At 70.8% G+C, this 25,466-nt stretch carries 23 protein-coding genes and 1 riboswitch; of the genes, 8 read left to right on the top strand and 15 right to left on the bottom strand.

The window, feature by feature from the left end; genetic code table 11:
• Positions 1-241 precede the first annotated feature (241 nt).
• Complete coding sequence (gene typA / locus BMY74_RS04470; RefSeq protein ID WP_089909659.1) at positions 242-2,137, bottom strand: translational GTPase TypA; 1,896 nt, start codon at positions 2,135-2,137, stop codon at positions 242-244.
• 165 nt (positions 2,138-2,302) lie between these two features.
• Between typA and BMY74_RS44800 the strand changes: the two genes are divergently transcribed.
• On the top strand, positions 2,303-2,458 hold the full coding sequence (locus BMY74_RS44800) for a hypothetical protein (RefSeq protein WP_177229559.1): 156 nt from the start codon (positions 2,303-2,305) through the stop codon (positions 2,456-2,458).
• Complete coding sequence (locus BMY74_RS04465) at positions 2,455-3,312, top strand: S41 family peptidase (RefSeq protein ID WP_143091440.1); 858 nt, start codon at positions 2,455-2,457, stop codon at positions 3,310-3,312. Before BMY74_RS44800 ends, BMY74_RS04465 begins: the two co-directional genes overlap by 4 nt.
• Here the strand turns inward: BMY74_RS04465 and BMY74_RS04460 are convergent.
• Positions 3,309-3,611, bottom strand: coding sequence for a YciI family protein (locus BMY74_RS04460; protein ID WP_089909653.1), 303 nt, complete (start codon positions 3,609-3,611; stop codon positions 3,309-3,311). The two genes, BMY74_RS04465 and BMY74_RS04460, sit on opposite strands and share 4 nt — an antisense overlap.
• Before the next feature lie 176 nt (positions 3,612-3,787).
• Between BMY74_RS04460 and trpS the strand changes: the two genes are divergently transcribed.
• A complete protein-coding gene (gene trpS, locus BMY74_RS04455) occupies positions 3,788-4,711 on the top strand; it encodes a tryptophan--tRNA ligase (protein WP_089909650.1) in 924 nt (307 codons plus the stop codon).
• Positions 4,712-4,717: 6 nt separating this feature from the next.
• Here the strand turns inward: trpS and BMY74_RS04450 are convergent, their stop codons facing one another.
• Genes BMY74_RS04450 through BMY74_RS04440 form a run of 3 tightly spaced genes read right to left on the bottom strand, consistent with a single transcriptional unit; the run spans position 4,718 to position 7,470 of the window.
• Positions 4,718-5,491, bottom strand: a complete 774-nt coding sequence (locus BMY74_RS04450) for a (deoxy)nucleoside triphosphate pyrophosphohydrolase (RefSeq protein ID WP_245785879.1) — start codon at positions 5,489-5,491, stop codon at positions 4,718-4,720.
• 9 nt (positions 5,492-5,500) lie between these two features.
• Entirely contained in the window at positions 5,501-6,760 is a 1,260-nt protein-coding gene (locus tag BMY74_RS04445) for a sensor histidine kinase (protein ID WP_089909647.1), read from the bottom strand.
• Positions 6,757-7,470: a response regulator transcription factor gene (locus BMY74_RS04440; RefSeq protein ID WP_177229558.1), complete on the bottom strand. Its 714-nt coding sequence runs from the start codon at positions 7,468-7,470 to the stop codon at positions 6,757-6,759. The genes BMY74_RS04445 and BMY74_RS04440 overlap by 4 nt, the downstream gene beginning before the upstream one ends.
• Positions 7,471-7,626: 156 nt before the next feature.
• On the opposite strand from BMY74_RS04440, the gene BMY74_RS04435 reads away from it, so the two are divergent.
• From BMY74_RS04435 to BMY74_RS04425, 3 genes are read left to right on the top strand one after another with little or no spacing between them, the layout of a single operon-like run.
• Entirely contained in the window at positions 7,627-8,697 is a 1,071-nt protein-coding gene (locus BMY74_RS04435; RefSeq protein ID WP_089909641.1) for a LolA family protein, read from the top strand.
• The gene (locus tag BMY74_RS04430; RefSeq protein WP_089909638.1) at positions 8,694-9,698 is read left to right on the top strand and encodes an ABC transporter ATP-binding protein; all 1,005 of its coding nucleotides are present in this window, start codon (positions 8,694-8,696) and stop codon (positions 9,696-9,698) included. The genes BMY74_RS04435 and BMY74_RS04430 overlap by 4 nt, the downstream gene beginning before the upstream one ends.
• A complete protein-coding gene (locus BMY74_RS04425; RefSeq protein ID WP_089909634.1) occupies positions 9,695-10,504 on the top strand; it encodes an ABC transporter permease in 810 nt (269 codons plus the stop codon). Before BMY74_RS04430 ends, BMY74_RS04425 begins: the two co-directional genes overlap by 4 nt.
• Here BMY74_RS04425 and BMY74_RS04420 read toward each other — a convergent pair.
• The 5 genes from BMY74_RS04420 to BMY74_RS04400 all read right to left on the bottom strand — a co-directional run bounded on the left by BMY74_RS04420 (position 10,488) and on the right by BMY74_RS04400 (position 15,350).
• On the bottom strand, positions 10,488-10,955 hold the full coding sequence (locus tag BMY74_RS04420; protein ID WP_089909631.1) for an HIT family protein: 468 nt from the start codon (positions 10,953-10,955) through the stop codon (positions 10,488-10,490). The genes BMY74_RS04425 and BMY74_RS04420 overlap by 17 nt on opposite strands.
• The gene (locus tag BMY74_RS04415; protein WP_089909630.1) at positions 10,952-11,707 is read right to left on the bottom strand and encodes an SDR family oxidoreductase; all 756 of its coding nucleotides are present in this window, start codon (positions 11,705-11,707) and stop codon (positions 10,952-10,954) included. Before BMY74_RS04415 ends, BMY74_RS04420 begins: the two co-directional genes overlap by 4 nt.
• A 12-nt stretch (positions 11,708-11,719) precedes the next feature.
• A complete protein-coding gene (locus tag BMY74_RS04410) occupies positions 11,720-12,670 on the bottom strand; it encodes an ABC transporter ATP-binding protein (protein WP_089909627.1) in 951 nt (316 codons plus the stop codon).
• Positions 12,670-14,259 (bottom strand): ABC transporter permease, encoded by a 1,590-nt coding sequence (locus BMY74_RS04405; RefSeq protein WP_425434817.1) that lies wholly within the window; start codon positions 14,257-14,259, stop codon positions 12,670-12,672. The genes BMY74_RS04410 and BMY74_RS04405 overlap by 1 nt, the downstream gene beginning before the upstream one ends.
• Positions 14,260-14,351: 92 nt before the next feature.
• Complete coding sequence (locus BMY74_RS04400; protein WP_089909624.1) at positions 14,352-15,350, bottom strand: thiamine ABC transporter substrate-binding protein; 999 nt, start codon at positions 15,348-15,350, stop codon at positions 14,352-14,354.
• A riboswitch (TPP riboswitch) is annotated at positions 15,341-15,455 on the bottom strand. It overlaps the preceding gene by 10 nt.
• A gap of 32 nt (positions 15,456-15,487) precedes the next feature.
• Here BMY74_RS04400 and BMY74_RS04395 point away from each other — a divergent pair.
• Positions 15,488-15,781, top strand: coding sequence for a 4a-hydroxytetrahydrobiopterin dehydratase (locus tag BMY74_RS04395; RefSeq protein ID WP_089910517.1), 294 nt, complete (start codon positions 15,488-15,490; stop codon positions 15,779-15,781).
• Positions 15,782-15,840: 59 nt separating this feature from the next.
• On the top strand, positions 15,841-16,821 hold the full coding sequence (locus BMY74_RS04390; protein WP_245785878.1) for a glycoside hydrolase family 88 protein: 981 nt from the start codon (positions 15,841-15,843) through the stop codon (positions 16,819-16,821).
• On the opposite strand, the gene BMY74_RS04385 is transcribed toward BMY74_RS04390, so the two are convergent.
• From BMY74_RS04385 to ychF, 5 genes are all read right to left on the bottom strand, one after another.
• Positions 16,738-17,952 carry a mannosyltransferase gene (locus tag BMY74_RS04385; protein ID WP_089909619.1) on the bottom strand — a complete coding sequence of 405 codons (1,215 nt, stop codon included), beginning with the start codon at positions 17,950-17,952 and terminating at the stop codon, positions 16,738-16,740. The two genes, BMY74_RS04390 and BMY74_RS04385, sit on opposite strands and share 84 nt — an antisense overlap.
• Before the next feature lie 278 nt (positions 17,953-18,230).
• A complete protein-coding gene (locus tag BMY74_RS44795; RefSeq protein WP_089909616.1) occupies positions 18,231-18,386 on the bottom strand; it encodes a DUF6131 family protein in 156 nt (51 codons plus the stop codon).
• A gap of 64 nt (positions 18,387-18,450) precedes the next feature.
• Entirely contained in the window at positions 18,451-21,168 is a 2,718-nt protein-coding gene (locus BMY74_RS04375) for an AfsR/SARP family transcriptional regulator (protein WP_089909613.1), read from the bottom strand.
• Positions 21,165-24,281 (bottom strand): AfsR/SARP family transcriptional regulator, encoded by a 3,117-nt coding sequence (locus tag BMY74_RS04370; protein WP_177229557.1) that lies wholly within the window; start codon positions 24,279-24,281, stop codon positions 21,165-21,167. The genes BMY74_RS04375 and BMY74_RS04370 overlap by 4 nt, the downstream gene beginning before the upstream one ends.
• Positions 24,282-24,377: 96 nt before the next feature.
• Complete coding sequence (ychF, locus tag BMY74_RS04365; protein WP_089909607.1) at positions 24,378-25,457, bottom strand: redox-regulated ATPase YchF; 1,080 nt, start codon at positions 25,455-25,457, stop codon at positions 24,378-24,380.
• Positions 25,458-25,466: the final 9 nt, after the last annotated feature.

The following is a 25,466-nucleotide window of genomic DNA, read 5'->3' as shown; positions in this document are numbered from 1 at the left end:
TTGACGGCGTTCGGGCAACCCAGGTTTTGTCACCCGCGCCACTACGGGTGACGTGTGGCGCCGTCGCGGGGTTGCTCGCCCGGTGGGTAGTACGGCTCACCTGGAAGAGTGGTTCGGTGCCGGAACCGGCGGGATCGCGGGGGTCGGAACGCGTTCCACGGGTACCTGGGTCCCCGTGCACCCCGGAGACGACGAAGGGCGGCCAGGCCACCGGCCCGGCCGCCCTCGTCAGGCGTTCGACTCAGCCGCGCTGCTTGAGACGCGAGCGCTCGCGGCCGCGCAGGTTGGCGTCCAGCGTGACCTTGCGGACGCGGATGACCTCCGGGGCCACCTCCACGCACTCGTCGGACGCGCAGAACTCCAGCGCCTCCTCCAGCGAGAGCTTGCGGGGGCGGGCCAGCGTCTCCATCACGTCTGCCGTGGAGGAGCGCATGTTCGTGAGCTTCTTCTCGCGGGTGATGTTGACGTCGAGGTCCTCGGCACGCGGGTTCTCGCCCACGACCATGCCCTCGTACGCGTCGGCACCCGGCTCGACGAAGAACGTGCCGCGGTCGGCCAGCTGGATCATCGCGTAGGCGGTGATGGAGCCGGTGCGGTCGGCGACCAGGGAGCCGTTGTGGCGCGTGCGGATCTCGCCCGCCCACGGGCCGTAGCCCTCGGAGACGGCGTTGGCGATGCCGGTGCCGCGGGTCTCGGTGAGGAACTCGGTGCGGAAGCCGATGAGGCCGCGCGACGGGACCACGTAGTCGAGCTTGATGCGGCCCGTGCCGTGGCCCGACATGTTCTCCATGCGGCCCTTGCGGTTGGCCAGCAGCTGCGTGACGGCGCCGAGGTGCTCCTCGGGGCAGTCGACGGACAGGCGCTCGAACGGCTCGTGGATCTTGCCGTCGACCGTGTGCGTGACCACCTGGGGCTTGCCCACGGTCAGCTCGAAGCCCTCGCGGCGCATCTGCTCCACCAGGATGGCCAGCGCCAGCTCACCGCGGCCCTGCACCTCCCAGGTGTCCGGACGCTCGGTCGGCAGGACCTTCACCGACACGTTGCCGACGAGCTCGGCGTCGAGACGGGCCTTGAGGACGCGGGCGGTGAGCTTGGTGCCACCGTTGCGGCCGGCCAGCGGCGAGGTGTTCACACCGACGGTCATCGAGATGGCCGGCTGGTCGACCGTGATCCGGGGCAGCGCCTCGGGGGTCTCGGCGTCGGCCAGCGTGTCACCGATGGTGATGTCCGCGATGCCGGCGATGGCGACCAGGTCACCCGCGCGGGCGAACTCGGCGGGGATGCGGTCGAGCGCCTCGGTGATGAGGAGCTCGGTGATGCGGACCTTCTGCGGCTCGCCGTCCTCGCGGCACCACGCCACGGTCTCGCCCTTGCGCAGCGTGCCGCGGTGGATGCGGCACAGCGCGATGCGGCCGAGGAAGGTCGACGCGTCGAGGTTCGTGACGAGCGCCTGCAGCGGCCCGTCGACGTCGACGTGCGGAGCGGGGATGTGGTCGAGCAGAACCTGGAACAGCGTGTCCAGGTTCTCCTCGTCCGGCAGGCCGCCGTCCTCGGGCTGGGTGAGCGACGCACGACCGGCACGCGCGGACGCGTAGACGACCGGCAGGTCGAGCACCGACTCGTCGGCGCCCACCTCGGTCGCGAGGTCGAGCAGCAGGTCGTGGGCTTCCTCGACGACCTCGGAGATCCGGGCGTCGGGGCGGTCGACCTTGTTGACGAGCAGGATCACCGGCAGGCCGGCGGCGAGGGTCTTGCGGAGCACGAAGCGCGTCTGGGGCAGCGGGCCCTCGGACGCGTCGACGAGCAGGACGACACCGTCGACCATCGACAGCGCGCGCTCGACCTCACCACCGAAGTCGGCGTGGCCGGGGGTGTCGACGACGTTGATGATCACGTCACCATCCGGCGTGTGCCTGCGCACAGCCGTGTTCTTGGCGAGGATCGTGATGCCCTTCTCCCGCTCGAGCTCGCCCGAGTCCATGACCCGGTCGACGAGCTCGGCACGCGCGGAGAAGGCGCCGGACTGGCGCAACATGGCGTCGACCAGCGTGGTCTTGCCGTGGTCGACGTGCGCGACGATCGCGACGTTTCGCAGGTCAGTGCGCGTCTGAAGGGCGGACGCGGTGGCCGTGGGCACGCAGAACTCCTAGAGCTTCGAAGGCGTTGGAGGGGCTCGCGCCGGACACTTCGATGCGCAGGGCCGTTGCTGATACTACCGGCTGCGTCGCCATTACCACACAAGAGTGCCAGTGAAGTGAGCCTCACCTACTCTAGCGATACGTGTCGGAGTGGAGTTCAACCAGTGGGTAAAAAGCTCAAGAAGAAGTGCTGCCGATCGACGCCCCGCTGCAAGCGCTGCCCGGTTCCGTTCCTGCTCAAGGAACGCGACAAGGCCCGCAAGAAGGCCGCGAAGAAGGCGGAGAAGGCGGCCAAGAAGGCCCTGAAGAAGGCCGCTTGAGACCTACCTCGGTGCGTGCTTACGTCGACGTGGCGCTGGGGCTTCTCGAGCGTCACTCGATCGAGAGCGCCGGGGCCGACTGGCCCGCACTACGTGCCGAAGCTCACCTCGCCACGGCGCACGCGGTGACTCTGGAAGACACCTACGACACGATCCGTCACGTGATCGCCACCCTCGGCAACCCGCACACCCACCTGATCACAGCCGAGCGAGCGGCCTCACCACGGCAGCACCCCATGCCGACCGGTCGGTTGCTCGACGGAACGGGATGGTTGGTCCTGCCCCCGACGCACTCCCGCCACGGGAGCACTTACGTCACGGCAGGCCTTCGAGCACTGAGACACCTGATCGCGGAACGACCGACCGGTTGGGTGGTGGACCTGCGCGGCAACGGCGGCGGCGACATGCACCCGATGCTCACCGTGGTCGCCCCGCTGCTCGGCGAGGGCGAACGGGGCAGGTTCGTCGGCCCGCACGGCTCCACGGGCTGGGGCATCAGACGCGGTCACGTCTACAACGGCCACCGGACGGCGTTCCGATGGCGCCGGATCCCGGCGGCCCGCACCGAACCGGTCGCGGTGCTCACCGACCACCGCACGGCGAGCTCCGGCGAAGCGGTGCTGATCTCGTTCCTCGGCGCCGAGGACACGAGGACCTTCGGCACGCCGACCGCCGGCTACGCCACGGCGAACCGGTCGTTCCCGCTCCCCGACGGCGCACGGCTCGCGATCACGACCGCGGTCATGGCCGACCGGACCGGACGGGCGTACGGCAACGCCCCGGTCGTCCCGCAGGCGGTCGTCGACGGCGACGCGCTGACGGCGGCGATCGAGTGGCTGGCCGAACGAACCTAGGCCGGCAGCACGGCCTCGTTCAGCTTGGAGAGTTCGGGCGCCGTCCGCGTCGCCTCGAACTCGCAGATCTCGTACTTCACGAGCTTCTGCTCCGCCCACGGGTCGGTGGCGAGCAGCGCCTCGAGCCTGCCCCGGGGCATGGGGCGCGTGATGATCACGCCGCCCGTCCTCGGCACCTGACGCCCCGAAGCGAGGAAGAGGCCCCGCTCGTACTGCTTCTCGACCCACTCGCGGTGGTCGGGGAGGGCGTAGTCGATCTGTTCCAGTGGCGCGGCGTACTTCAGCAGCACGATGAACATGCGTTGACGGTAGACCTATACTCGTGCTCGTGCGCATCCTCAACGCCTTCTGGCAGGCCGCTTTCAGGCGGCCGGAGTAGCAGCGCGCAGACACCACTGACGCGAACCACGGGCCGCCCCGACGGGCGGCTTTTTTGATGCGTTCCGGACGGGCGGTCCCCACGAGAGGACCGATCATGATCCGGCTTTCCGCCATCACGCCGTCCGGCCAGGTGCACCTCGGCAACTACCTGGGGGCGCTGCGCACGTGGGCGAAGGAGGGCACCGACGAGGACGTGTACTTCATCAGCGACCTGCACGCGATGACGTCGTCGCACAACCCGCAACGGCTGCGATCGATGACGCGCGAGCAGCTCGCGGTGCTCGTCGCGTCCGGCATCGACCCGGCCAGCGTGTGCGTGCAGAGCGACCTCATCCGCGAGCTGGGGGCGCTCAACTGGGTCCTGGAGTGCACCTGCACGTACGGGGAGGCGGCCCGGATGATCCAGTTCAAGGAGAAGTCGCTCGGGCGCGAGTCGGTGCGGCTGAGCCTGCTCACCTATCCGGTGCTGATGGCGGCGGACATCCTGTTGCAGGGCACCGCGGAGGTGCCGGTGGGCGAGGACCAGTTGCAGCACGTCGAGTTGGCGCGGGCGCTCGCGCGGCGGTTCAACCACGCGTACGGGGACGCGTTCATCGTGCCGAACGCGGTGGTGCCCAAGGTCGGGGCGCGCATCAAGGACCTGTCGGACCCCGCGCGCAAGATGGACAAGTCGGCGCAGAACTCGGCCGGGGTCGTGTTCGTGCTGGACGAGCCGGACCTCGTGCGGCGCAAGGTGCGCAGGGCCGTGTCGTCGACCGACGGGATCGCGAACCTCGTCGAGATCCTCTCCTCCTGCACCGGCAAGGAGCCCGAGGACTACACGAGCCGGTTCGCCGAGCTCAAGGACGTGGTGGCGGAGGCGGTGATCGAGGAGCTCAAGCCCGTGCGCGACCGGACGCTGGAGCTCCTCGGCGACCCCGCGGAGCTCGACAGGATCCGCGCGGCCGGTGCCGACCGGGCCAGAGAGCGCGCCCAGCACCGGCTGAACGCGGCCCTGCGCCTGTCCGGGCTCAGTTGAGGAGCTTCAGGTGAGGAGCTGCTGAAGGGCCGGGACCAGCACCCGGTCGGCCGGCAGCCAGTCCAGGGAGGGCAGCTCGTCGGCGGTGAGCCACCGGACAGCGTTGTGCTCCAACGCTTCCGGCTCACCGCCGGCGAGCTCCGCGGCGAAGATCCGCAACACCAGATCGCGCTTCAGCGGCACGTCGGGGCCGACCTGCGGGCCGACGACGACCGGGACACCCAGCTCCTCCACGCACTCGCGCACCAGCGCGTCCTCGGGCTTCTCGCCGGGCTCGACCCGTCCGCCGGGCAGTTCCCACCGCCCCGCGTGGCTTTCCGGGAAGGAGCGCTGCTGCGCCAGCAACCGTCCACCCCGGACGACCGCCGCGCCGACCACCACCCGCGCCCCGGCCAGTTCCGCGCACCGGCGGGACAGCAACGCCGAACGCTTCTCCAGCACCCGCAACGCGATCCCGCGCGCGACCGTCACGTCGGCGAACCGCCCGACGACGCCGCGCACGGACTTCCACGAGACCCGGTCGACCACCATCGTCCCGGCGCCGGTGACGACGAGATCCGTGTGCAGCTCCAGGAAGTCACCCGCGGCCGACACACCGGACAGATCGGCGCGCGTCACCGTCAGCCGGACCCCGAACGGCCCGGCCAGGGCATCTCCCAGGCACAGCAGCGGACCGGAGGCCCGGACACCGAGGCCCGTGATCAGCGACGTGTCCACCAGGGCACCCGCCACCACCGAAACAGGCGCGTCGACCAGCGCCGACGCTCGCAACTCTGGCACCGGAGCTTGCTACCAGGACGGCCAGCGGATCTCCAAACGCGCACCACCGGCGGGCGACTCCGCGGCCCGCACCGACCCGCCCCGGCGCTGCACGAGGTGCGCCACCAGCGCGAGACCCAGCCCGAACCCGCCGGAGCGGCGCCCGCGGTCCTCCTCCACCCGGTAGAACCGGTCGAACACCTTCGTCCGGTGCTCGGCGGGGATCCCGTGCCCGTCGTCGTCCACGAGCAGCCGCACGTCCCGGCCCACCGGCACCAGCGTCAGGGTGATCGTCGAGTACGCGTACCGGGCGGCGTTGCGCAGCAGGTTGTCCAGCACCAGCTCGACCTCGGAGCGCGTGGCCGACACCAGGCACGCCGACGGGGGCGCGTTCAGCCGCACCAGCAACTCCGTGTCGAGCCGCGAGATCGCCGCCTCCGCCTCCAGCACCAGGTCCACCGCCTCGGCGCGCGGCGGTGCCCCGGTGTCGGCGCGCGCCAGGATCAGCAGCGACTCCACCAGCGCGCTGAGCCGGATCGACTCCTCGACCACCGACTCCAGCACCTCGATGGAGAAGTCGGGGTCCGGGTGCGCCACCGCGACCTCGGCCTGCGCCCGCACCGACGCGACCGGCGAGCGGAGCTCGTGCGCCGCGTCGCCGGTGAACCTCCGCAGCCGGTCGGAGGCCTCGTCCCGCCTGGCCAGCAGCGCGTTCAACGCCTCGGCCAACGCCTGCAGCTCGTCCCGCGCGAGCGGCACCGGCAGCCGTTCGCCGTGCGGCAGCTCGCCCGCCGCGACGCGCATCCGTTCGACGGGCCGCAACGACGACCGCACCGAGAGCCAGGTCGCGATTCCCACGAACCCGGCCACCAGCACCGCCGCGACGGCCAGCCAGCGCGTGCCCAGCGTGTTCGCCTTGCCATACCCGAGCAACGTGCTCGCGTAGACCTCCAGCCGGGGCGTCCCGTCGCCCGCGAACACCACGCGCCCGCGGAACCGCAGCGCGGACTCCCCCTCCAGCCGCAGCACCGGTTCGCCGGACCTCAGCGCCCGGACGTCCTGCGCCGTCAGGGGAAGCGGCGGCCCACCGTCCACTGGGGACCCGGCCACGTCCAGCAGGCGCGGTTCCGACTTGGCGAGCTCCTGGTCCACCGCGGTGATCTGGATCAGCCCGATCAACGCGGGCGCGAGCCCGGTGAAGGCCAGCAGGCACAGCAACGCCACCCCGGTGGCGACCACGGTGATGCGGAAGCGCAGCGTGCGCCGCAACCACCAGCGGCGAGGGTTCACCTGTTGCCCAGCGCGCTGTCGAGATCGGGGGTGGACGCGATGTAACCGTGGCCGCGGATCGTCCGCACGACCTCACCCGCCCCGACGGCCTCCAGCTTGCGCCGCAGGTATCCGACGTAGACCTCGACGGCGTTGCGGGTGGCCGCCTGCTCGTCCCCCCAGACCGTCCGCAGCAGCTCGTCCTTCGTCACCACGGATCCCGCGCGCGACGCCAGCACGTCGAGCACCGCGTACTCGCGCGGCGACAACGACACGTCCTGCCCGCCCCAGCTGACCTCGCGCAGCCCGCGGTCGATCACCAGGTGCCCCAGCGTCAGCTTGCGACGGGCGCCTCCCCCGCGCCGCAGCAACGCCCTGACCTGCGCGACCAGCACCACGAAGCTGAACGGCTTGACGAGGTACCCGTCGGCGCCGAGGTCGAGCCCGTCCGCCTGGTCGACCTCGCCGTCCTTGGCCGACACCATCAGCACGGGCGTGCGCACCCCGTCGGCCCGCATGCGCTGCAGCACGCGGTACCCGGACAGGCCGGGCAGCATGATGTCGAGCAGCACCACGTCGAACGCCCCGGTCAGCGCGACCCGCAACGCCGTGGGCCCGTCGGAGGCCGTGACGACCTCCATGCCCTCGGCCGACAGGCCACGCTCCAACGCCCGGCGCACGCCGGCTTCGTCGTCCACGACCAGCACTCGAGGCTTCACACCGCACAGCATGCCGCCCGAGGCTCCCAGCTGCCCGCAAGATCTCAGCCGACTCTCAGAAAAAAGCAGGCCACAGGCGGGAACCCGCAGGTCGGAGTAGTCTCAGCACCATCTCAGCAACCCACCACCAAGCTATGGGTACAAGCCCTTGGAGGAGGGGAACCACTGATGAACAAGCGAAAGGTGACCCTGGCCGCCGCGGCGGCCGGTGTGATCACCGGAGCGGCAGGCCTGAGCCTGCTCGCGATGCCGGCGGGTGCGGGCCAGCCGCCCACCCTTCCGGACGTCTCCCCGGAGGCGCTCGTCGAGCAGGTCCTGACGAGCAAGCCCGGCGCGTTCGGCGGAACCGTGGAGGTCGACAACAAGCTCGGCCTCCCGTCGATCGCCGAGATCCCGCAGCTCGCCGACGGCAAGCACAGTGCCCGGATCTGGACCGACGGCAACGGCAAGTTCCGCGCCGCCCTGCCGAACGGCCAGTCCGAGCAGACCATCGTCAACGACGGCACGACCACGTGGGCGTGGAACTCCGCGGACAACGAGGTCACGAAGTCCGAGCACAAGGCAGACGAGCCGAAGCCCGCCGACGAGAAGGCCAAGTCGGTCGACCCGGCCGAGGCCGCCAAGCAGATCGTCGGCCTGACCAAGGAGTTCAGCGAGATCAGCGTGGACGGGACGGCGCGCGTCGCGAACCGTGCCGCCTACGAGCTCGTGCTGACCCCGAAGGCCAGCGAGAAGACGCTGATCCGCGAGGTGCGGGTCGCCGTCGACTCCGAGCTCAAGATGCCGCTGCGCGTCGCCGTCCTGACCAACGGCACGAGCGAGCCCGCGGGCACGGTCGGCTTCAGCGAGATCAACGTCGGCCCGCAGGACTCGAAGCTGTTCGAGTTCACGCCGCCCGCCAACGCCAAGGTGACCACGCCGGAGGCCAAGGAGCAGCGGGCGGACCGCAAGCCCGAGCTGGGTCTCGAGCAGGCCCTGCAGGGTGAGGACCCGCAGATCTTCGGCACGGGCTGGGACACGGTCGTCGGCGCGAGGATTCCCGCCCAGGCCATGACGCAGGTCCCGGCCGAGGCACAGGGTCTGGTCGACAAGTTCACGAAGAAGGTCAGCGGCACCTGGGGCAGCGGCCAGCTGTTCACCACCAAGGTCGCCACGATCCTGATCTCCGACGACGGCCGCGTGGTCGCGGGCGCCGTTCCGGAGCAGGTGCTGTTCGACACGATCGGACAGGTGAAGTGACCACCTCGACCAGCGCGCCGGTGACAGCGCCTTCGAAGACCGCTGTCGCCGCGCGGACCAAGGGACTGCGCAAGGAGTACGGGAGCACGGTCGCCGTCGACCGCGTCGACCTCGAGCTGCCGGAAGGAGCCGTGCTCGGCATGCTGGGCCCCAACGGGTCCGGCAAGACGACCACGATCCGGATGCTGCTCGGGCTGGTCCGCCCCACGCAGGGGGAGATCGAACTGCTCGGACGGCCGCTGCCGGAGGGAGCCGAGCAGGCGCTGCCCCACGTGGGCGCGCTGGTCGAGGGTCCGGGGTTCCACCCGTTCCTCAGTGGACGGGAGAACCTCGTCAGGTGTGCCGCGTTCGAGCCCTTGCTGCCCCGCAAGGAGATCAAGCAGGCAGTGGAGGACGCCATCGAACGCGTCGGGCTCGCCCAGGCGGCCCACCGCAGGTACCGGGGGTACTCGCTCGGCATGAAGCAACGCCTCGGCCTGGCCGCGGCGTTGCTCGTGCCGCGCAAGCTCGTCGTGCTCGACGAGCCGACGAACGGCCTCGACCCGGCCGGCACGCGGGAGATCCGCAAGATCATCGCGGACCTGCACGCGGCCGGCAGCACGGTGCTGGTGTCCAGCCACCTGCTGAGCGAGGTCGAGGCGACGTGCACGCACGTCGCCGTGCTGCACCGCGGAACCGTGGTGGCGCAAGGAGAGCTGACCGAACTCCTGCAGGCGGGGGGATCCGCGCTGCAGGTGATCACGCCGGACGTCGAGAAGGCGCTGAGCGCGCTCAGGCAGGCCAAGATCTCCGCGCGCCCGCTCGGTGACGGCCTGCGCGTCGAGCTCGCGGGGACGAGCGCGCCGCAGGTGATCGAGACGCTCGTGCAGGGAGGCGCCCGCGTCTTCGAGGCGACGCGCTGGAAGACGGGCCTGGAGGAGCTGTTCGCGCGGCTCACCGAGGCCGAGGAGGCCGAGCGCGGGATGTCCGCCGTGGACACCCTGGACGGGGGACGGCGATGATCACGCGTCAGTTCGGTTCCGAGGTGCGCTGGATGCTGCGCAGGCCTCGCACGATCATCGGCCTGTTCGGCCTGGTGCTGGTGCCGATCATCATCAGCTTCGGCATCTGGACCGCGGGCGACGACGAGAGCGGTGGCGGCGGCCCGGGACTCGCCGCGATCATCCAGGGCAACGGCCTGGTCGTGCCGATCTTCACGTTGTTCCTGTCGCTCAACCTGTTGCTGCCGTTGGTGGCGTCGATCTGGGCGGCGGACGGCCTGGCGGGCGAGGCGCAGCACGGCACGCTGCGCGGCCTGCTGGTCGCACCGGTGTCCCGCGTGCGGCTGCTGTTCGTGAAGCTGTTCGGCCTCACCGCGATGTCGTTGTTCGCCGTCACGCTGATGGCCGTCGTCGGCATCATCGCCGGCACCGCGTTCCTCGGCTCCGACGGCATGATGACGTTGTCCGGCACCACGCTGGGCACGGGCGAAGGCCTGCTGCGCATCGCGCTGTTCATCGTCCTGGTGACGTTCCAGATGGTGTCGATCGGCGCGGTCGCCCTCGCCGTCTCGGCGACCACCGAGCACCCGCTGGTGGTGCAGGCGGCGACCATGACGACGATCATCGTGTTCCAGGTGCTGTCGCAGTTCCCGTCGCTCGACTGGCTGCACCCGTTCCTGATCACGACCGGCTTCCCCGGCCTGATCGACGTGATGCGCGACCCGATCCCGCTCGGCCAGATCTGGGACAGCACGCTGCTCGCGGGCTGCTACCTGCTGATCGGGACGGGTCTGGCCGCGATGCGCCTCATCACGAAGGACAACTGAGCGCGGCGCGGAGCCTGTCAGCGTAAGTCCGGCGTTGCTCGCCGGTGGCGAAACCCGGGAGCGGCGACGACCTGAGGAGGTCGTCGCCGTCGTACCGGGGGATCACGTGGACGTGGTAGTGCCACGCGTCCTGGCCACCGGCGGGCTCGTTGTGCTGACGGGTGGAGATGCCGTGGCAGCCGTAGGCGGCGCGCATGGCGACGGCGACCTCGCGGACGGCGTCGTGCACCGCGTGCCCGTACTCGGCAGGCAGGTCGTAGATGTTCTCGTGGTGGGCGTCGGGGATCACGATGACGTGGCCCCGGTTGTTCGCCCACCAGCCGGACGCGACGAACGCCGTCGCCCGCCCCGTGCGCAGCACCACGTCGTCCTGGCTGTCGACCTCGGTCTCCCCACCGGCGAGCAGGAAGCAGAACGGGCACTCGTACCCGTCCGGCGCGTGACTGATCACCGCCGGAAGCCCCCTTCGCTGTTGATCACCTGACCGGTGATCCACGCGGCGTCGCCGGTGCACAGCCAGGAGATCAGCCGGGCGGCGTCGTCCGGCCGGCCCCAGCGCTTCAGCGGCATCCGCTCGTTCACCAGTTCCGTGAGCTCCGGCCCGGCCCACCCCGTGTCGGTCGGGCCGGGGTTCACGGCGTTGACGGTGACGCCCCGGTCCGCGAGCTCGTGCGACAGCGTCGCGACGATCGCCGCCAGCGCCCCCTTCGAGGCCGCGTAGGCCACCTCGCCGGGCATCGGGCCGAGGTTCTGCCCCGACGTCAGGAACACGACACGCCCGCCGTCTTTCCCGGTCCACCGCTTGGCAAACGCTTGCGCGAGCAGGATCGACGACCGCGTGTTCACCGCGTAGTGCTCGTCGAGCATCGCCGCGTCCACCTCGGCCAACGAGCCGTCGCCGCCGGACCGCGCGTGGTTGCACACCAGCACGTCGACCCGTCCGAACGCTTCGACGGCCGCGGCCAGCAGCTCCTCCGGCGCCTCGGGCCGGGCCAGGTCGACGCCGAGCCCTGAAGCGCCGAGGTCCGCCAGCACCTCGTCCACGTCGTCGGCGCCCCACGGCTGTGAGGCGTCGTGTGCGACGTGGTGCTGCACGAACAGTTCGGCGCCCAGCCCGCGCAACCGCGAGGCGATCGCGTAGCCGATTCCCTGCCGCCGGCTCACACCCGTGACCAGCGCGACGCGTCCCTCGAGAAGTCCCATAGGGCTCCATGCCTACCCGACGCGCGCGACGCCGTCCAAGTCAATTGCGAGCCGCACGCGGTCGCCGACGGACACCGGCCCGACGGCCTCGTACTCCTCGCCGCCGATGTCCACGAGCAGCCGCACGTGGTCGCGCCGGTGGACCCGTTCGACGACGGTGCCCTCCAGCAGGCCGTCGGGGTCGACCCGCAGCGCCGTGGCCCGCAACCCAACGCGTTCCACGTCGAGCCCGACGAACGAGCCGGGCACGAACTTGGTGCAGCCCAAGAACTTCGCCGTCTCCACGTCCACGGGGGACGACCACACCTCGGCGGGCGGGCCGACTTGGACGATCCGGCCGCGCGACATGATCGCCACGCGGTCGGCCAGGGTGAACGCCTCGTCGTGGTCGTGCGTGACGACCAGGGCCGTCGTCGCGGCCTCGCGCAGCAGCCGGGCCAGGTCGACCGCGAGCTGTTCGCGCAACGCCCTGTCCAGCGCCGACAGCGGTTCGTCCAGCAACAGCAACCGGGGCGAGGGCGCCAGAGCACGTGCGAGCGCGACCCGTTGCTGCTCACCGCCGGACAGCTGCGTGACCCGGCGGTCGGCATAGCCTTCGAGCCCGACGAGTTCCAGCAGCGACAGCACGCGCTTGTCCCGTGCCTCGCGCTCGGTCTTCTTCATCCGCAGGCCGAACGCCACGTTGCCGGCGACCGTGCGGTGCGGGAACAGCTGGCCGTCCTGGAACACGAGCCCGAATTCGCGCCGGTGCACCGGGACGCCGGCCAGGTCGGCGGAGTCCCACCGCACCGCACCGGCGGAGGGCTTCTCCAGCCCGGCGACCGTGCGCAGCAACGTCGACTTCCCGCACCCGGAGGGCCCGAGCAACGCCACGACCTCGCCGTCGGCCACCTCCAGCGACACGTCCGACACCGCGGCCGTCCGTCCATAGCGGACGGTGATCGAGTCCAGTTGCAGTGCCATCAGAACTCCCCGCTGCCCGGCACGCGCAACCGCTCGATCAGCAGCACGCACCCGACCGTCACGACCATCAGCAGCGCGCACGCCGCGTAGGCCATCTGGCTGTTCAACTCCCCCGGCCGCGACATCAGCCGCGCGATCACCACCGGCAACGTCGGCGCGTCCGGCCGCGCGAGGAAACTCGTCGCCCCGAACTCGCCCAGCGCCACCACGTACCCGAACCCGGCCGCGGCGACCAGGGACCGTCCCACCAGAGGCAGGTCCACTTCACGCCAGACCCGCGCCGGCGAGGCGCCCAGGGTGGCCGCCGCCTGCCGCAGCCGTTCGTCGACGGCCCGCAGCACCGGCAGCACCATCCGCACGATCAACGGCGTCACCACGAGTGCCTGGGCCAGCGGCACCAGCATCGGCGACGTCCGGAAGTCGCCGGGCAGCGCGTCCATCGTGATCAGGTAGCCGAAGCCGACCGTCACCGCGGACACCCCGAGCGGCAGCATCAACGCCGTGTCGAGCACCTCGGCGAACCGGGCCCCCGACCTGCGCAGGCCGACCAGCACCACGGCCGAGAACACCCCGACCACCAGCGCCACGAGGGTCGCGTCGAAGGCCGTCCGCAGCGAGTTCACCGCCGCGTCGATCCCCGTGACGGCCAGCGTTCCGCGGTCGCCCCGGGTGTTCAGCGCCACGTACCCGGCGAGGCTCCAACCGTCCCGAGTGGACAGAGAGCGCGCCACGAGCCCGACCACGGGCGTCAGCAACGCCACGACGACGGCGAACGCGGCGGCCACCACGTACCACTCGCCACCGGACGGCTTCCGGGCCAGCTCCTCCCGGCCGCGCAAGGCCAGCGCGGTCTCGCGCCGACGCCGGGCCAGAGCCCCCAGCACCAGCACCGCCAGCACGGCGGCGAACTGCAGCAACGACAACGCGGCCGCCCCGGACAGGTCGAACAGCTCGACCGTCCGCAGGTAGATCTCGGTCTCGAGCGTCCGGTACCGCGACCCGCCGAGCACCAGCACGACGCCGAAACTCGTGGCGCAGAACAGGAACACGACCGCGGCGGCCGACCCGATCGCCGGCGCCAGCGCGGGCAGCACCACCGACAGGAACGCCCGTGGCCGGGACGCACCCAGCGCCCGCGCCGCGTCCTCGGCGCGCCGGTCCGTGTGCGCCCACAGCCCACCGACGGTCCGCGCGACCACGGCGACGTTGAAGAACGCGTTGGCCAGCACGATCGGCAGCACGCCGCCGTCGGGCCAGAACGTCCGGAAAGCCAGGCCCACCACCACGGTCGGCAGCACGAACGGCACCATCACGGCCGCGCGGACCAGCCCGAGGCCGCGGATCTCGCAGCGTGCCAGCACGAACGCGAGCGGCATGCCGGCGAGGACCGCCACGAGCGTGGAGGCCGCGGCCTGGCCGAGGGTGAAGGCGACGAGCTCCCAGGTGTCGGCTTCGAGGACCGCGGCGAGCACACCGCCCTCGCGCAGGCCCAGGTCGACGATCGCGAGGACCGGCCAGGCGAAGAAGAGCGCGAGGAAGGCCAGCGGCAGCAGCGCCGCCGCCGACCACCCGGCACGAGCGGAGATCAGGCCGCGGCGGACTCGCGTCGCCGGACGACCACCGCCCGCGGGAGCGCCACCCGGCCGCTCCCCGCCGGTGGCCGGCCTGTCACCGCGTCCGCTCAGCCCTGCACCAGCTTGCGCCACTGCTCGACCCACGCCTCGCGGTTGTCCTTCACCTCGTCCGCGGGCAACGACTGCGGAGAGGCGGGAAGCGGCGCGTCCTTGGCCCACGACTCGGGCAGCGCGACGCCCTCGCGCGACGGGTACACGTACATCTGCTCGGCCACCTGGGCCTGGAACTTCTCGCCCAGCAGGAAGTCGAGGACCTTCTTGGCGTCCTCGGTGTTCTTGGCGCCCGACAGCACGCCCGCGTACTCGACCTGGCGGTAGCAGGTGTCGAGGACGGCCTTGGTCCTGCCGCCCTCCGCCGACGGCGACGACGCGTACGACACCACGATCGGCCGGGTGCCCTTGGTGGCCGAGAACTCCTGGTTGTAGGCCTCTTCCCAGCCGCTCACGACCTTGACGCCGTTGGCCTTGAGCTTGGTCCAGTACTCCTGCCAGCCGTTCTCGCCGAACTTCGCGATCGTGCCGAGCAGGAACGCGAGGCCGGGCGAGGACGTCGCCGGGTTCTCGACGACCAGCTGGTCCTTGAACTTCGGGTCGACCAGGTCCTCGTACGACTTCGGCTCGCCGGCCGTGAGCTTGGCCGGGTCGATGTTCAGGCACACGTCACCGACGTCGACGGCCTGGAGCCGGTTCGAGTCGTCGGCCTGGTACCGCTGGGCGCCCTTCGAGGCCTCCGGAGAGGCGTACTCGGCGAACACGCCCTCGCTGAGGGCACGCGATGCGAACGTCGAGTCGACGCCGAACGCGACGTCGCCGATCGGGTTCGCCTTGGTGAGCACCAGCTTGTTCGTCAGCTCGCCCGCGTCCCCGCTCGCGAGCTGCTTCACGGTGATGCCCGAGGACTTCTGGAACTCGTCCAGGACCTCCTGCTTCACCGCGAACGAGTCGTGGGTCACCAGCGTGACCTCGCGCGACTGCGGCGCGGTCGACGTGCCGGCCGAGCAGCCCGTCAGCGCCAGAGCAGCGAAAACAGCACAAATCCTTCTCACAGCAACCTCTCCCTACGCCGGTATGACCCGGATCAGGTGGACGGTCGAGGGCTTGCGAGCCCTCCTCTCAGCCCGGCGCTTCACCGGACTCCCGTGGTAAACGCGCAGCTTACGTGACGTGGTGGGACGATCAGGACATGGCCGAGCTGTTGAGCGACGATCAGTTGGACGACCTGCTGCCCACACTCCCCGGCTGGTGCCCGCAGGACGCGGCACTGGTGAAGACCGTCGAGCTGGAGAGCTTCTCCAAGGCGATCATGGTCGTGAACCGGATCGCGGAGATCGCCGAGAACGACAACCACCACCCGGACATCGACATCCGCTACAAGACGCTGACATTCCGCCTGAGCACGCACTACAAGGGAGGAATCACCGCCCTGGACGTGAGTCTCGCCGAGGAGATCGACGGAGTCCTGGACGCCCTGGCCTGATTCGGTCAAGATGTGCGCTGCCGCCGCCCGCGGAAATGAGAGGGAACACCCTCATGCGGATGCGCACACCTCTGTTCGTCGGGGCGCTGGCCGGCAGTCTCCTCCTCGTCCCGGCCGCGGCCCAGGCCGTGCCCTGTGCCGTGACGGACACCATGGTCGAGGCCAGCCAGGCGTGGGTGACCAGGGGAACCGATCTAGCGGCGAACACCTGGTCCAACGCGGGTTTCCACACCGGCAACCTCGCCCAGGTGCGGACGACCGGGATCAGCAACCACAAGACGTGGCCGTGGGTGCAGGCGAACCACTACCTGCTGCCGGTCGACCCGGCGCACCCCTTCGCCCCGGACGCGCAGGCGACCGGTGAGCCGTACCTCGACGTGGCGTACTTCCACCCGGAACCCGAGGTGCTGCAGCCGTTGCGCGACAACCTGCGCGCCCAGGTGCGGGATGGTGGCACGTACTGGAGGTCGCCGGACGCGCTGAACATGGCGCTGCCGTCGTTCACGCGGATCGCCCTCGCCGACCACGACCAGGCGATGCTGGACTACTCGTTCCGCTCCTACCAGAGCCTCAAGGCGCGCACGTTCAACGAGTTCACCGGCCTGTGGAGCCTGAACGCGCAGACGAACGGCTGGGCTGTGCAGGGCCTGGCGAAGGCGGTGCTCGCGCTCCCCGCCGACCACCCGTACCGCGCCGAGTACGCCAGGACGCTGGCCAAGAGCGTGCGGACGTTGACGTTCCTGCAACGCCACGACGGCTTCTGGGGCACCACCGGCAAGGACTCGGGCGCCACCGCGATGATCACCTACGCGATCGCGGCGGGCGTCAACGCGGGCGTGCTCGACCGCGCCACCTACCTGCCGCACGCCCAGAAGGGCTGGCAGGCGTTGCTGACCGCGCTCGACGCCGGCGGCCTGCTCGGCTGGACGGCGGCCCGCAACTCCTGGAGGCCCGCGTCAGCCGACGACTCGGCTGGGTTCGCCGTCGGCAGCCTCCTGCTCGCCGGACAGCAGCTCGTCCCGCTGACGCCGGGCTGCTAGCCCGATCGCGACCAGCGTGAGCACGCCCGCGACCGGATAGCCCCAGCCGAGCACGACGAAGATCCACGGCCGCGGGAAGTCCCAGATGTTCGGCTGGGCGAGCAGCAGGAACGAGATCAGGTAGCCGCCGGTCAGCAGCACCCAGAGGCCGGCGGTGATCTTGCAGAGCAGGTGCCCGCCCTCGTAGACCAGCCACAGCAGGGCGGGCACCATCCACACCCAGTGGTGGCTCCACGAGATCGGCGAGACGAGCAGGCCCAGCATCTGCACGCTGACGATCAACGCCAGCACGTCCTTAGTCTTGCTGACCGCGAACCACGTGAGCGCGGCGGCGACGAGCACGGCGACGATGTAGATCGGCCCGGTCTTCACGTCGTAACCGACCGTGCGGCTCAACGCACCGCGCAGTGACTGGTTGATGGCGCTGCCGACCGGCCCGACGCGACTCGCGTCACCGAGGAGCTGGAACCAGAACTTGTCCGACTGCGACGGGGAGATCGCCCAGCCGATCCCGTACACGACGGCAAAAGCGACGAACGACCACACAGCCGCCATCCACCGCCGCTGGATCAGGAAGTACAGCCCCGAGATCGCGGGCGTGAGCTTGATGCCCGCGGCGAAACCGACACCCGCTCCACCGACCCAGTTGCGCGCGCTGGCGAGCGTGCCGATGAGGATCGCGACCAGCACCAGGTTGATCTGGCCGTAGTTGAGCGTGGTGCGGACCGGCTCGATCCACAGCGTCAGCGCGGTCCACAGCATCACGCGGCGCGGGTCCTGCAGCTTCAGCAGTTTCAGCGTGACGTGCACGATGTAGTAGAGGCAGCCCAGGCAGATCAGCTGCCAGATCCAGCGCGAGGCCTCCCACGGCACCCAGCTCATCGGCGTGAAGATCGCGGCCGCGAACGGCGGGTAGGTGAACGGCAGCGGGAACACGTCCGCGTACTGGTCGAGCCGCCACTCGTAGAGGTCGCCGGAGAACAGGTGCGGCGAGCCGTTGCGGTACACCAGCAGGTCGATCATGGTCATCTTCGTCTGGAACGCGACCATGAACAGGTGCCCGAGCACCGACAACGCGAACAGCCACGGCGCTACGGAGAGCACTCGCGCTTCCACAGCACGGAGTTTCACCCCGAAAACGTTACCCGAGGCAACGTTGTGGGGTACCCCGGCGTCATAAGGACGGGAGAGATCGCTAGAGGGAGTTTTTCTGATCATGTCTGTTGATCTTGTTGTCGCCGCTGTCGCCGCTCTGGCCATGCTGGGGGTCGCGTTCGGAGTGTTCGCCGCTGCCGCACGCACGAAGAACAACGTGTGAAACCGTTGTGAGACAAAAAGAAGGGGGAGCCTCCACAAAGGAGGCTCCCCCTTCACCGTTTCCGAGGGGAGGAACGGTGACCGATGAGTCTTTAGAAGTAGTGCGCCCGGCCGCCGATCGGCTTGCCGACCGCGCCGAGGACGGCGAGGATCGCGCCGATCACCAGGAGCACCACGCCCAGCGTCGTCAGGATGCTGATACCCATCAGCCATCCGACGACCAGCAGAATCAGACCGAGGACGATCATTCCAACCTCCAGGTGGGGAATCCTGATGTAGAGGTACCCGACCGTGGTAGGTACAAACCTCGCTTCATACATTCGTCAGTGATATAAGCAGCTCCCGCACTTCGGCGGCCCGCTTGTCCTCCAGCCGCTCGAAGATGTCCAGTGCTTCGGCGAGTGCCTCACGCGCCGAGGACCGGTCCCCGGCCGCGGTGTGAGCCCCGGCCAACTCGGTCAGCGCGTCAGCCAGGTCGAGGGTCTCCCTCATCACCCGCATCATCCCGACCGCGTCGGTGTGGTGGCGAACGGCTTCCTCCACCCTGCCCAGCTTCAGGTAGATGTCGGCGATCGTCTGGCGGACACCCGTCATCGGCGACGTCGGCAGGTCCCTGTACTCCTCGCGGAACCACTCGTCCGCTGTGAGGCAGAGTGCGAGTCCGCGCTCGTGGTCGCCCGCGCGGTGGTAGGCGCGGCCCAGTTCCGCCCGCAGCGAGGCCTGCTCCCTCGGACTGCACCGCTCGACCAACCGGTACGTCTCGAGCAGGACCGCCAGGGCGTCGCCGTCACGCCCCTGGTTCTCGTAGACGTAGGCCAGCCCGCGAGCGAGGTTCGACTGGCCGTCCTCACGCCCGAGGAGGACCTCGCACCTCATCGCGGCGCGGATCTGCACCTCGGCCTTCGGGAAGTCGCGCTGCGCGACGTGCACCCCTGCCAGAGAGCGGTGCAGACGGGCCAGGGCGAAGGCGTCGTCCAGCCGCTGAGCCGCCTCCAACCCGAGCGTCTCGACCGCCTCGGCCTCGGCCAGACGGCCTCCGTTCACCAGGTAGAGGTGCAACGAGTAGGCCAGCCGCCACGCGAGGTCGTCGGCGTTCGCGGCGACCATGACCGACACCACTCGTTGCAGCACCTGGTTCTCCCTGTCGTACCAGGAGTGCGCTGCCGCCAAGTCCGGCAACGCCACGACCTCCGCCCCGTCGGCCGGAGGTGCCAGTGGAGTCCAGTCGACCGGTGCGGCGGCGAGCCAGTCGCTCGCCACCAGCGACGTGTGCAGGTAGTGGTCGAACATCCGGCCCAGAGCCGCGGATCTCTGCGCGGCCGGAAGCTCGGCCGCCCGTTCCGCTGCGTAGTCGCGCAGGAGGTCGTGCCGGGAATACCGCCCGCCGCCCACCTCGGTGAGCAGGCTGCCCGCCACGAGCTCGGCGATCACCGTCCCCGCCCGCGCGACGGGCGACGCGGCGAGGCTCGCCGCGGCCTCGACGGTGAAGTCGGGTCCGGGATGCAGGCCCAGCACGGTGAACATCGTCGCGGCTTCACCGCTCACCGACCGCAGGGACCAGGAGAAGACCGCGCGTACCGCCGTCGTGGGGTCGTCGACGTCCAGCGCGTCGAGCCGTTCCCGTTCCAGCTCCTCCGCGAGGACCGTGAGCCTGTCCCCGTACGCCGCGCGGGCGGCCACGATGCCGAGCGCGAGCGGCAGGCCGGCGCACCGCTCGACGAGCCTCGCGACGGCGTCCGGTTCGGCGGCGGTCCTCTCGGCGCCGATCCGCCCCGCCAGGAGGGCGACCGCCGCCTGGTCGTCCATCACGTCGAGCGCGACGGGTCGCGCACCCGCCCGGTCGACGAGCCCGCTCAGGTGATCGCGACTGGTGATCAGCACCAGGTTGCCCGTCCCGCCGGGCAGCAGCGGACGGACCTGGTCGGCGTCACGGGCGTTGTCGAGCAGCACGAGCACCCGACGTCCGGCCAGCACCGACCGGTACAGCGCGACCAGGGCGTCTCCGGACGACGGCAGGTCGTCCTCTCCCACCCCCATCGCCTGCAGGAAGACGCGGATCGCCGCGTGGGGGTCGAGCGGCTCGGCGCGGGTGTCGAAGCCGCGCAGGTCGACGTGGAGCTGGCCGTCCGGGAACCGGTGTGCGACCTGGTGCGCCCACTGCACCGCCAGCACGGTCTTGCCGACCCCGCCGATGCCGTTGATCGCGGAGATCAGCACGGGCTCGCCGGGCCGCGCCGCGACCACCTCGGTCAGCCGCGCCAACTCGGCCTCGCGGCCGACGAAGTGCGGGTGCGCCGGGGGAAGCTGCCGGGGCACGACACGGGAGCCGGGCGTCTCACCGCTGAGAACTTCGTCCTGCGCCTCCCGCAGCCGCGCGCCGGGCTCGGTTCCCAGTTCGTCGGCCAGGCGCCTGCGGGCCGTCTGGTAGGCGGCGAGCGCCTCCGCCTGCCGGCCCGTGCGGTGCAGCGCGAGCATCAGCTGCGCCCAGAACGCCTCGCGCAGCGGGTGCTGCTCGGTGAGCGAGCGCAGCTCCGGCACCAGCACGTCCGTGGCGCCGGCGAGGTCCTCGTCGATCCGCCGTTCCAGCGCGGTGAGCTGTTCCTCGACCAGCTCCGGCACGTCTTCGCGGTGCAACGACTCCGACGTCACGTCGCCGAGCACCGGGCCGCGCCACAGCGCCAGAGCCGCGCGGTGCTCACCTCGTGCGGTCAGGCGGCGGAACTCGGCGAGGTCGAGCTGCCCCGGCCCGACCTCGGCCGTGTAGCCGCGCGAGGACGTGCGGACGCAGTTGGCCTCGCCCAGCGACTGCCGCAGCCTGGTGACGACCATCTGCAGCGTCTTGTGCGCGCGGTCCGGGGCCGGTGGCCTGCCGTCCCACACCCGGTCGACCAGCTCGGGCACCGGCACGATCTCGTTGGCGCGCAACAGGAGCGTGGCGAGCAGCACGCGACCGCGCCCTGCCGGCACCGGGACGGGCTCACCGTCGAGCAGCACTTCCAACGGCCCCAGAACGCGGTACTGAACGATCACCCGGCCGAACCTACCGGCACACCGCAGTCCCGCAGGGCATCGGCGGCCAGTGCCTCCGCGACCGCCGCGCCGTCCTCGTCACCCGTCGCGCGGCGGACGGTCGCGAGTGCCTGGAGCGACTGGGCCTCCAGGTGCCGTTGGTGGTGGCGGCGGTGCGTGGCGACCGCCTCCTCCGCGAGCCGCAACGCCTCCTCCCCCTCGCCCAGCGCGAGGTGCAACAGCGCGCGTTCCCTCAGTTCGTCCCCGGCGATCAGGAGGTAGTCCCCGCTCAGACTCGCGCGCAGCTCGGCCAGGTGGTGGGCGGCCGCGTCGAGGTCGCCCCGCTCGCGGTGCGACCGCGCGACCGTCCAGTGGGCGAGCATCCGCTGATGCACCGACGCCTGCTGGTCGGCGAGTGCGAGCATCACCTTCCCGGCGGCCAGGGCGTCCTCGTGCGCGCCTTCGTCGTGGAACAGGTCGGTCAACGCGGCCCAGGTGTCGATCTCCGCCTCGAAGTCGGCCTTCAGCCGCAGCCCGTCGAGCAGGTCGAGCGCGAGGTCGAACGCCTCGTCGGCCTGCCCGATCGCCAGCTTCGCCCGCACCGCCGCGCAGGCACCGAGCGTGATCCGCCGCGGGCTGCCGAGCTCCTCCTGCAGCGCGAGGTAGGCCTCGTGCTGGCGGATGACGTCCGGCAGCCTGCCCATTTCGATGTAGACGCTGTTCAGCGCGGTGTGGGCGTGACCGCGGACCGCGGGCGAGGTGGCGAGCTCCAGCGCTCTGAGCAGGGACCGCTCCGCGGCGGGGAGGTCGGGCTCGTGGAACGAGACGGTGGCGATGTTGATCAGCACGACCGCCTGGTTCTCGACCGCGCCCGTCTGCTCGTGGACGGCGAGCGCCTCCCGCTGGTGGTGCAGGGAGGTGGCCACGTCACCCCGGAGGCGGGTCAACGCGCCGAGGATGTTGTGCGCGGTCGCCTGCGTCGGCAGGTCATCCGCCCGGACGCCCCTCTCCAGCGACTCCCGCGCCAGCTGCTCGGCGCTCGTGAAGTCGCCCTGGCAGAAGCGGTAGATCGACGTGGAGAGGTCCGAGGCGGCGACCAGCACCTCGTCGCCGGACGCGCGGGCCGCCCGGCCGCGGACGTCGCACAGCTCCGACCAGCTCGTGTCGTCGCGGATCTCGTAGCAGTAGGCGCTGAGCACCGCGGCGATCTCGTTGGCCTGCCGGTACTCGTGCCGCTCGGTCGCGACGACGACCGCCGCGAACACGTTCTGGTACTCGGCGTTCAACCAGCCGAACGCCTCTTCCGACGTCTTCAGCACGACGTCCGGGAGCTGCGTCGTGGTGGTGGCGAGCGGGAACCGCCGCTGGTCGGGGAACAGCAGTTCGGCGGCGTCGTCGGTCATCCGGCGGTAGAAGTCGTACAACCGCCCGATGGCCTCGTCGATCTCGTCGCTCGTGCACCTCTCCCGCGCGTACACGCGCAGGAGGTCGTGCAGGGCGAAGCGGTCGCCGCGCTGCTCCACCAGGTGCACGGCGACGAGCTGGTCGAGGTGGTGGCGGGCGTCGGGCAGGCCGGCGACGACCGCGGCGTCGTGGGCGGTGAAGTCCACCCCGGGCAGCACCCCGAGCCGGCGCAGCACCAGCCGGGAGTCCCCGGGCAACGCGGAGTAGCTCTCGTCGAAGACGATGCCGACCGCGGCCGCCGGGTCACCGGGCACGGCCAGCTCACCGAGGCGGTCGGTCTCCAGCTGGGCGACCTTGTCCGCGATCGTCATGTCGTCCTGCGCGCGCAGGTCCGCGGCCGCGATGCGCAACGCCAGCGGCAGCCCGCCGCACAACCGCACGAGCGCGGCGGCCGCGTCCCGCTCCGCGCGCACGCGGCCGGTGCCGAGCACGCGTTCCAGCAGGCGCAGCCCGCCGTCGTCGCCCAACGACGGCAAGCGCAGCAGGTCGGCGTCGTTCAGGGTCAGTCCACGCAGGTCGCCGCGGCTGGTGACGAGCGTGAGCGCCCTGCCGGACGACGGCAGCAGCGGCCTCACCTGCTCGGCGTTCGCCGCGTTGTCCAGCAACAGCAGCAGCTTCCGGTCCGCGGCGAGCGACCGGTAGAGCGCCACCTGTTCGTCCATCCCGACCGGAACCGCGTCCACGCCCAGTCCTTTGAGGACCAGCGTGAGCGCCTCCTGCGGTGACATCGCCCGCACCTGGTCCTGCCCGCGCAGGTTCACGAAGATCTGCCCGTCGTCGAACCGGTCCGCGACCCGGTGCGCCCAGTGCACGGCGAGCGAGGTCTTGCCCACGCCCCCGGTGCCCGAGATGACCAGCACCGCGGCCTCACTGGCCGCGAGCCGTGCCACGTCGTCCTCGCGCCCGGCGAACGTGGTGAGGTTCGGGGGCAGCTGCCGCGGCGTGACGCGCTTCTCCTCCGGCGGCGCGACCTCCCCGCGCAGGATCTGCTCGTGCAACTCGCGCAGCGCGGGCCCCGGGTCGATCCCCAGCTCGTCCGCGAGCATCTCGCTGACCTGCCGGTAGGCCGCCAGCGCACCCGCCTGTTGCCCGGACCGGTAGAGCGCCAGCATCAGGTGGCCCCAGAACCGGTCGCGCAACGGGTGCCTGCGGGTCAGGTCCTGCAGCTCCGGCACGAGGTCCGCGGACCGCCCGGCCGCGAGGTCCTTCTCGATCCGCATCTCCAGCGCCGCGAGCTGCTCCTCCACCAGCGGCGGCACGTCGTCGCGGTGCAGCGAGTCCGACACGACGTTGCCCAGCACGGGCCCCCGCCACAACGCGAGCGCCGGCCCGAACTCCTGCCGGGCGACCAGCGCGCGGAACCGCAGCAGGTCGAGCTGCTCGGGTGCGATCTCGGCCAGGTACCCGCCCGGCTCGTGCCGCACGCAGTTCGCCTCGCCGAGCGCCTGCCGCAGTCGCATGACGACCGTCTGCAGCGTTTTGTGCGCGCGGTGGAGGTCGGGCGGCGTGCCCTCCCACACCCGGTCGACCAGCTCGTCGACCGAGATGAACGTGTTGGCGCGCAACAGGAGTGTGGCGAGGAGCACTCGGCCGCGCCCGGCCGGCACCGTCACCGGTTCACCGTCGAGCAGCACCTCGAGGGGCCCCAGCACCCGGTACTCGACTCTCACGAGCCGGAAGTCTAGGTGCGCCGGCCGGAAGGCGCGTCCGATGCCCGGACACGCCGATGCCGGGCCACCCACGGACCCGGCACCACCTCGCGCACGTCAGACGTTGAAGCGGAACTCCACCACGTCGCCGTCCGCCATCACGTAGTCCTTGCCCTCCATGCGGACCTTGCCCGCCGCCTTCGCGTCGGCCTTCGAGCCCGAGGCGACCAGGTCGTCGAACGACACGACCTCGGCCTTGATGAAGCCCTTCTCGAAGTCCGTGTGGATCACGCCGGCGGCCTGCGGGGCGGTGGCGCCCTGCGGGATCGTCCAGGCGCGCGCCTCCTTCGGGCCCGCCGTGAGGTAGGTCTGCAGGCCGAGGGTGTGGAAGCCCGCGCGGGCCAGGGCGTGCAGGCCCGGCTCGGTCTGGCCGATCGACTCCAGCAGCTCCAGGGCCTCCGCCTCGTCGAGCTCGAGGAGCTCCGACTCGACCTTGGCGTCGAGGAAGACGGCGTCGGCCGGGGCGACGAGTTCGCGCAGTTCCTTCACGCGGGCCTCGTCGCTCAGGACGCCCTCGTCGGCGTTGAAGACGTAGAGGAACGGCTTGGTGGTGAGCAGGGAGAGCTCGCGCAGCAGCTCTCCGTCCACTTCGGACTGCGCCGAGAACAGGGTGCGGCCCGAGTCGAGGACGTCCTTGGCCTTCTTGGCGTTCTCGAGGGCGGCGCGGCGGTCCTTCTGCATCCGCGCCTCCTTCTCGATGCGCGGGATGGCCTTCTCGAGGGTCTGGAGGTCCGCGAGGATCAGCTCGGTGTTGATCGTCTCGATGTCGCTCGACGGGTCGACGCGGCCGTCGACGTGCACGACGTCCGGGTCGTCGAAGACGCGGATGACCTGGCAGATCGCGTTCGCCTCGCGGATGTTCGCGAGGAACTTGTTGCCGAGGCCCTCGCCCTCCGACGCGCCCTTGACGATGCCCGCGATGTCGACGAACGACACGACGGCGGGCACCTCGCGTTCGGAGCCGAAGATCTCCGCGAGCTTGGTGAGGCGCGCGTCCGGCAGCGGCACGACGCCCACGTTCGGCTCGATGGTCGCGAACGGGTAGTTCGCGGCGAGCACGTCGTTGCGCGTCAGCGCATTGAACAGGGTGGACTTGCCGACGTTGGGCAGGCCGACGATACCGAGGGTCAAACTCACGGGAAGCGA

Origin of the sequence: Lentzea albida (assembly GCF_900111005.1) — a bacterium.
GTDB classification, from domain to species: domain Bacteria; phylum Actinomycetota; class Actinomycetes; order Mycobacteriales; family Pseudonocardiaceae; genus Lentzea; species Lentzea albida.
The sequence above is the reverse complement of the archived record's forward strand: the minus strand, read 5'-3'. Positions and strand labels throughout refer to the sequence as shown.

Excerpts from the sequence above, each read along its gene's own strand:
- BMY74_RS04435 (WP_089909641.1), top strand. The coding sequence starts at position 7,627 with ATGAACAAGCGAAAGGTGACCCTGGCCGCCGCGGCGGCCGGTGTGATC.
- BMY74_RS04395 (WP_089910517.1), top strand. The coding sequence starts at position 15,488 with ATGGCCGAGCTGTTGAGCGACGATCAGTTGGACGACCTGCTGCCCACA.
- BMY74_RS04440 (WP_177229558.1), bottom strand. The coding sequence starts at position 7,470 with ATGCTGTGCGGTGTGAAGCCTCGAGTGCTGGTCGTGGACGACGAAGCC.
- BMY74_RS04460 (WP_089909653.1), bottom strand. The coding sequence starts at position 3,611 with ATGTTCATCGTGCTGCTGAAGTACGCCGCGCCACTGGAACAGATCGAC.
- trpS (WP_089909650.1), top strand. The coding sequence starts at position 3,788 with ATGATCCGGCTTTCCGCCATCACGCCGTCCGGCCAGGTGCACCTCGGC.
- BMY74_RS04390 (WP_245785878.1), top strand. The coding sequence starts at position 15,841 with ATGCGCACACCTCTGTTCGTCGGGGCGCTGGCCGGCAGTCTCCTCCTC.
- BMY74_RS04425 (WP_089909634.1), top strand. The coding sequence starts at position 9,695 with ATGATCACGCGTCAGTTCGGTTCCGAGGTGCGCTGGATGCTGCGCAGG.
- BMY74_RS04415 (WP_089909630.1), bottom strand. The coding sequence starts at position 11,707 with ATGGGACTTCTCGAGGGACGCGTCGCGCTGGTCACGGGTGTGAGCCGG.
- BMY74_RS44795 (WP_089909616.1), bottom strand. The coding sequence starts at position 18,386 with ATGATCGTCCTCGGTCTGATTCTGCTGGTCGTCGGATGGCTGATGGGT.
- BMY74_RS04410 (WP_089909627.1), bottom strand. The coding sequence starts at position 12,670 with ATGGCACTGCAACTGGACTCGATCACCGTCCGCTATGGACGGACGGCC.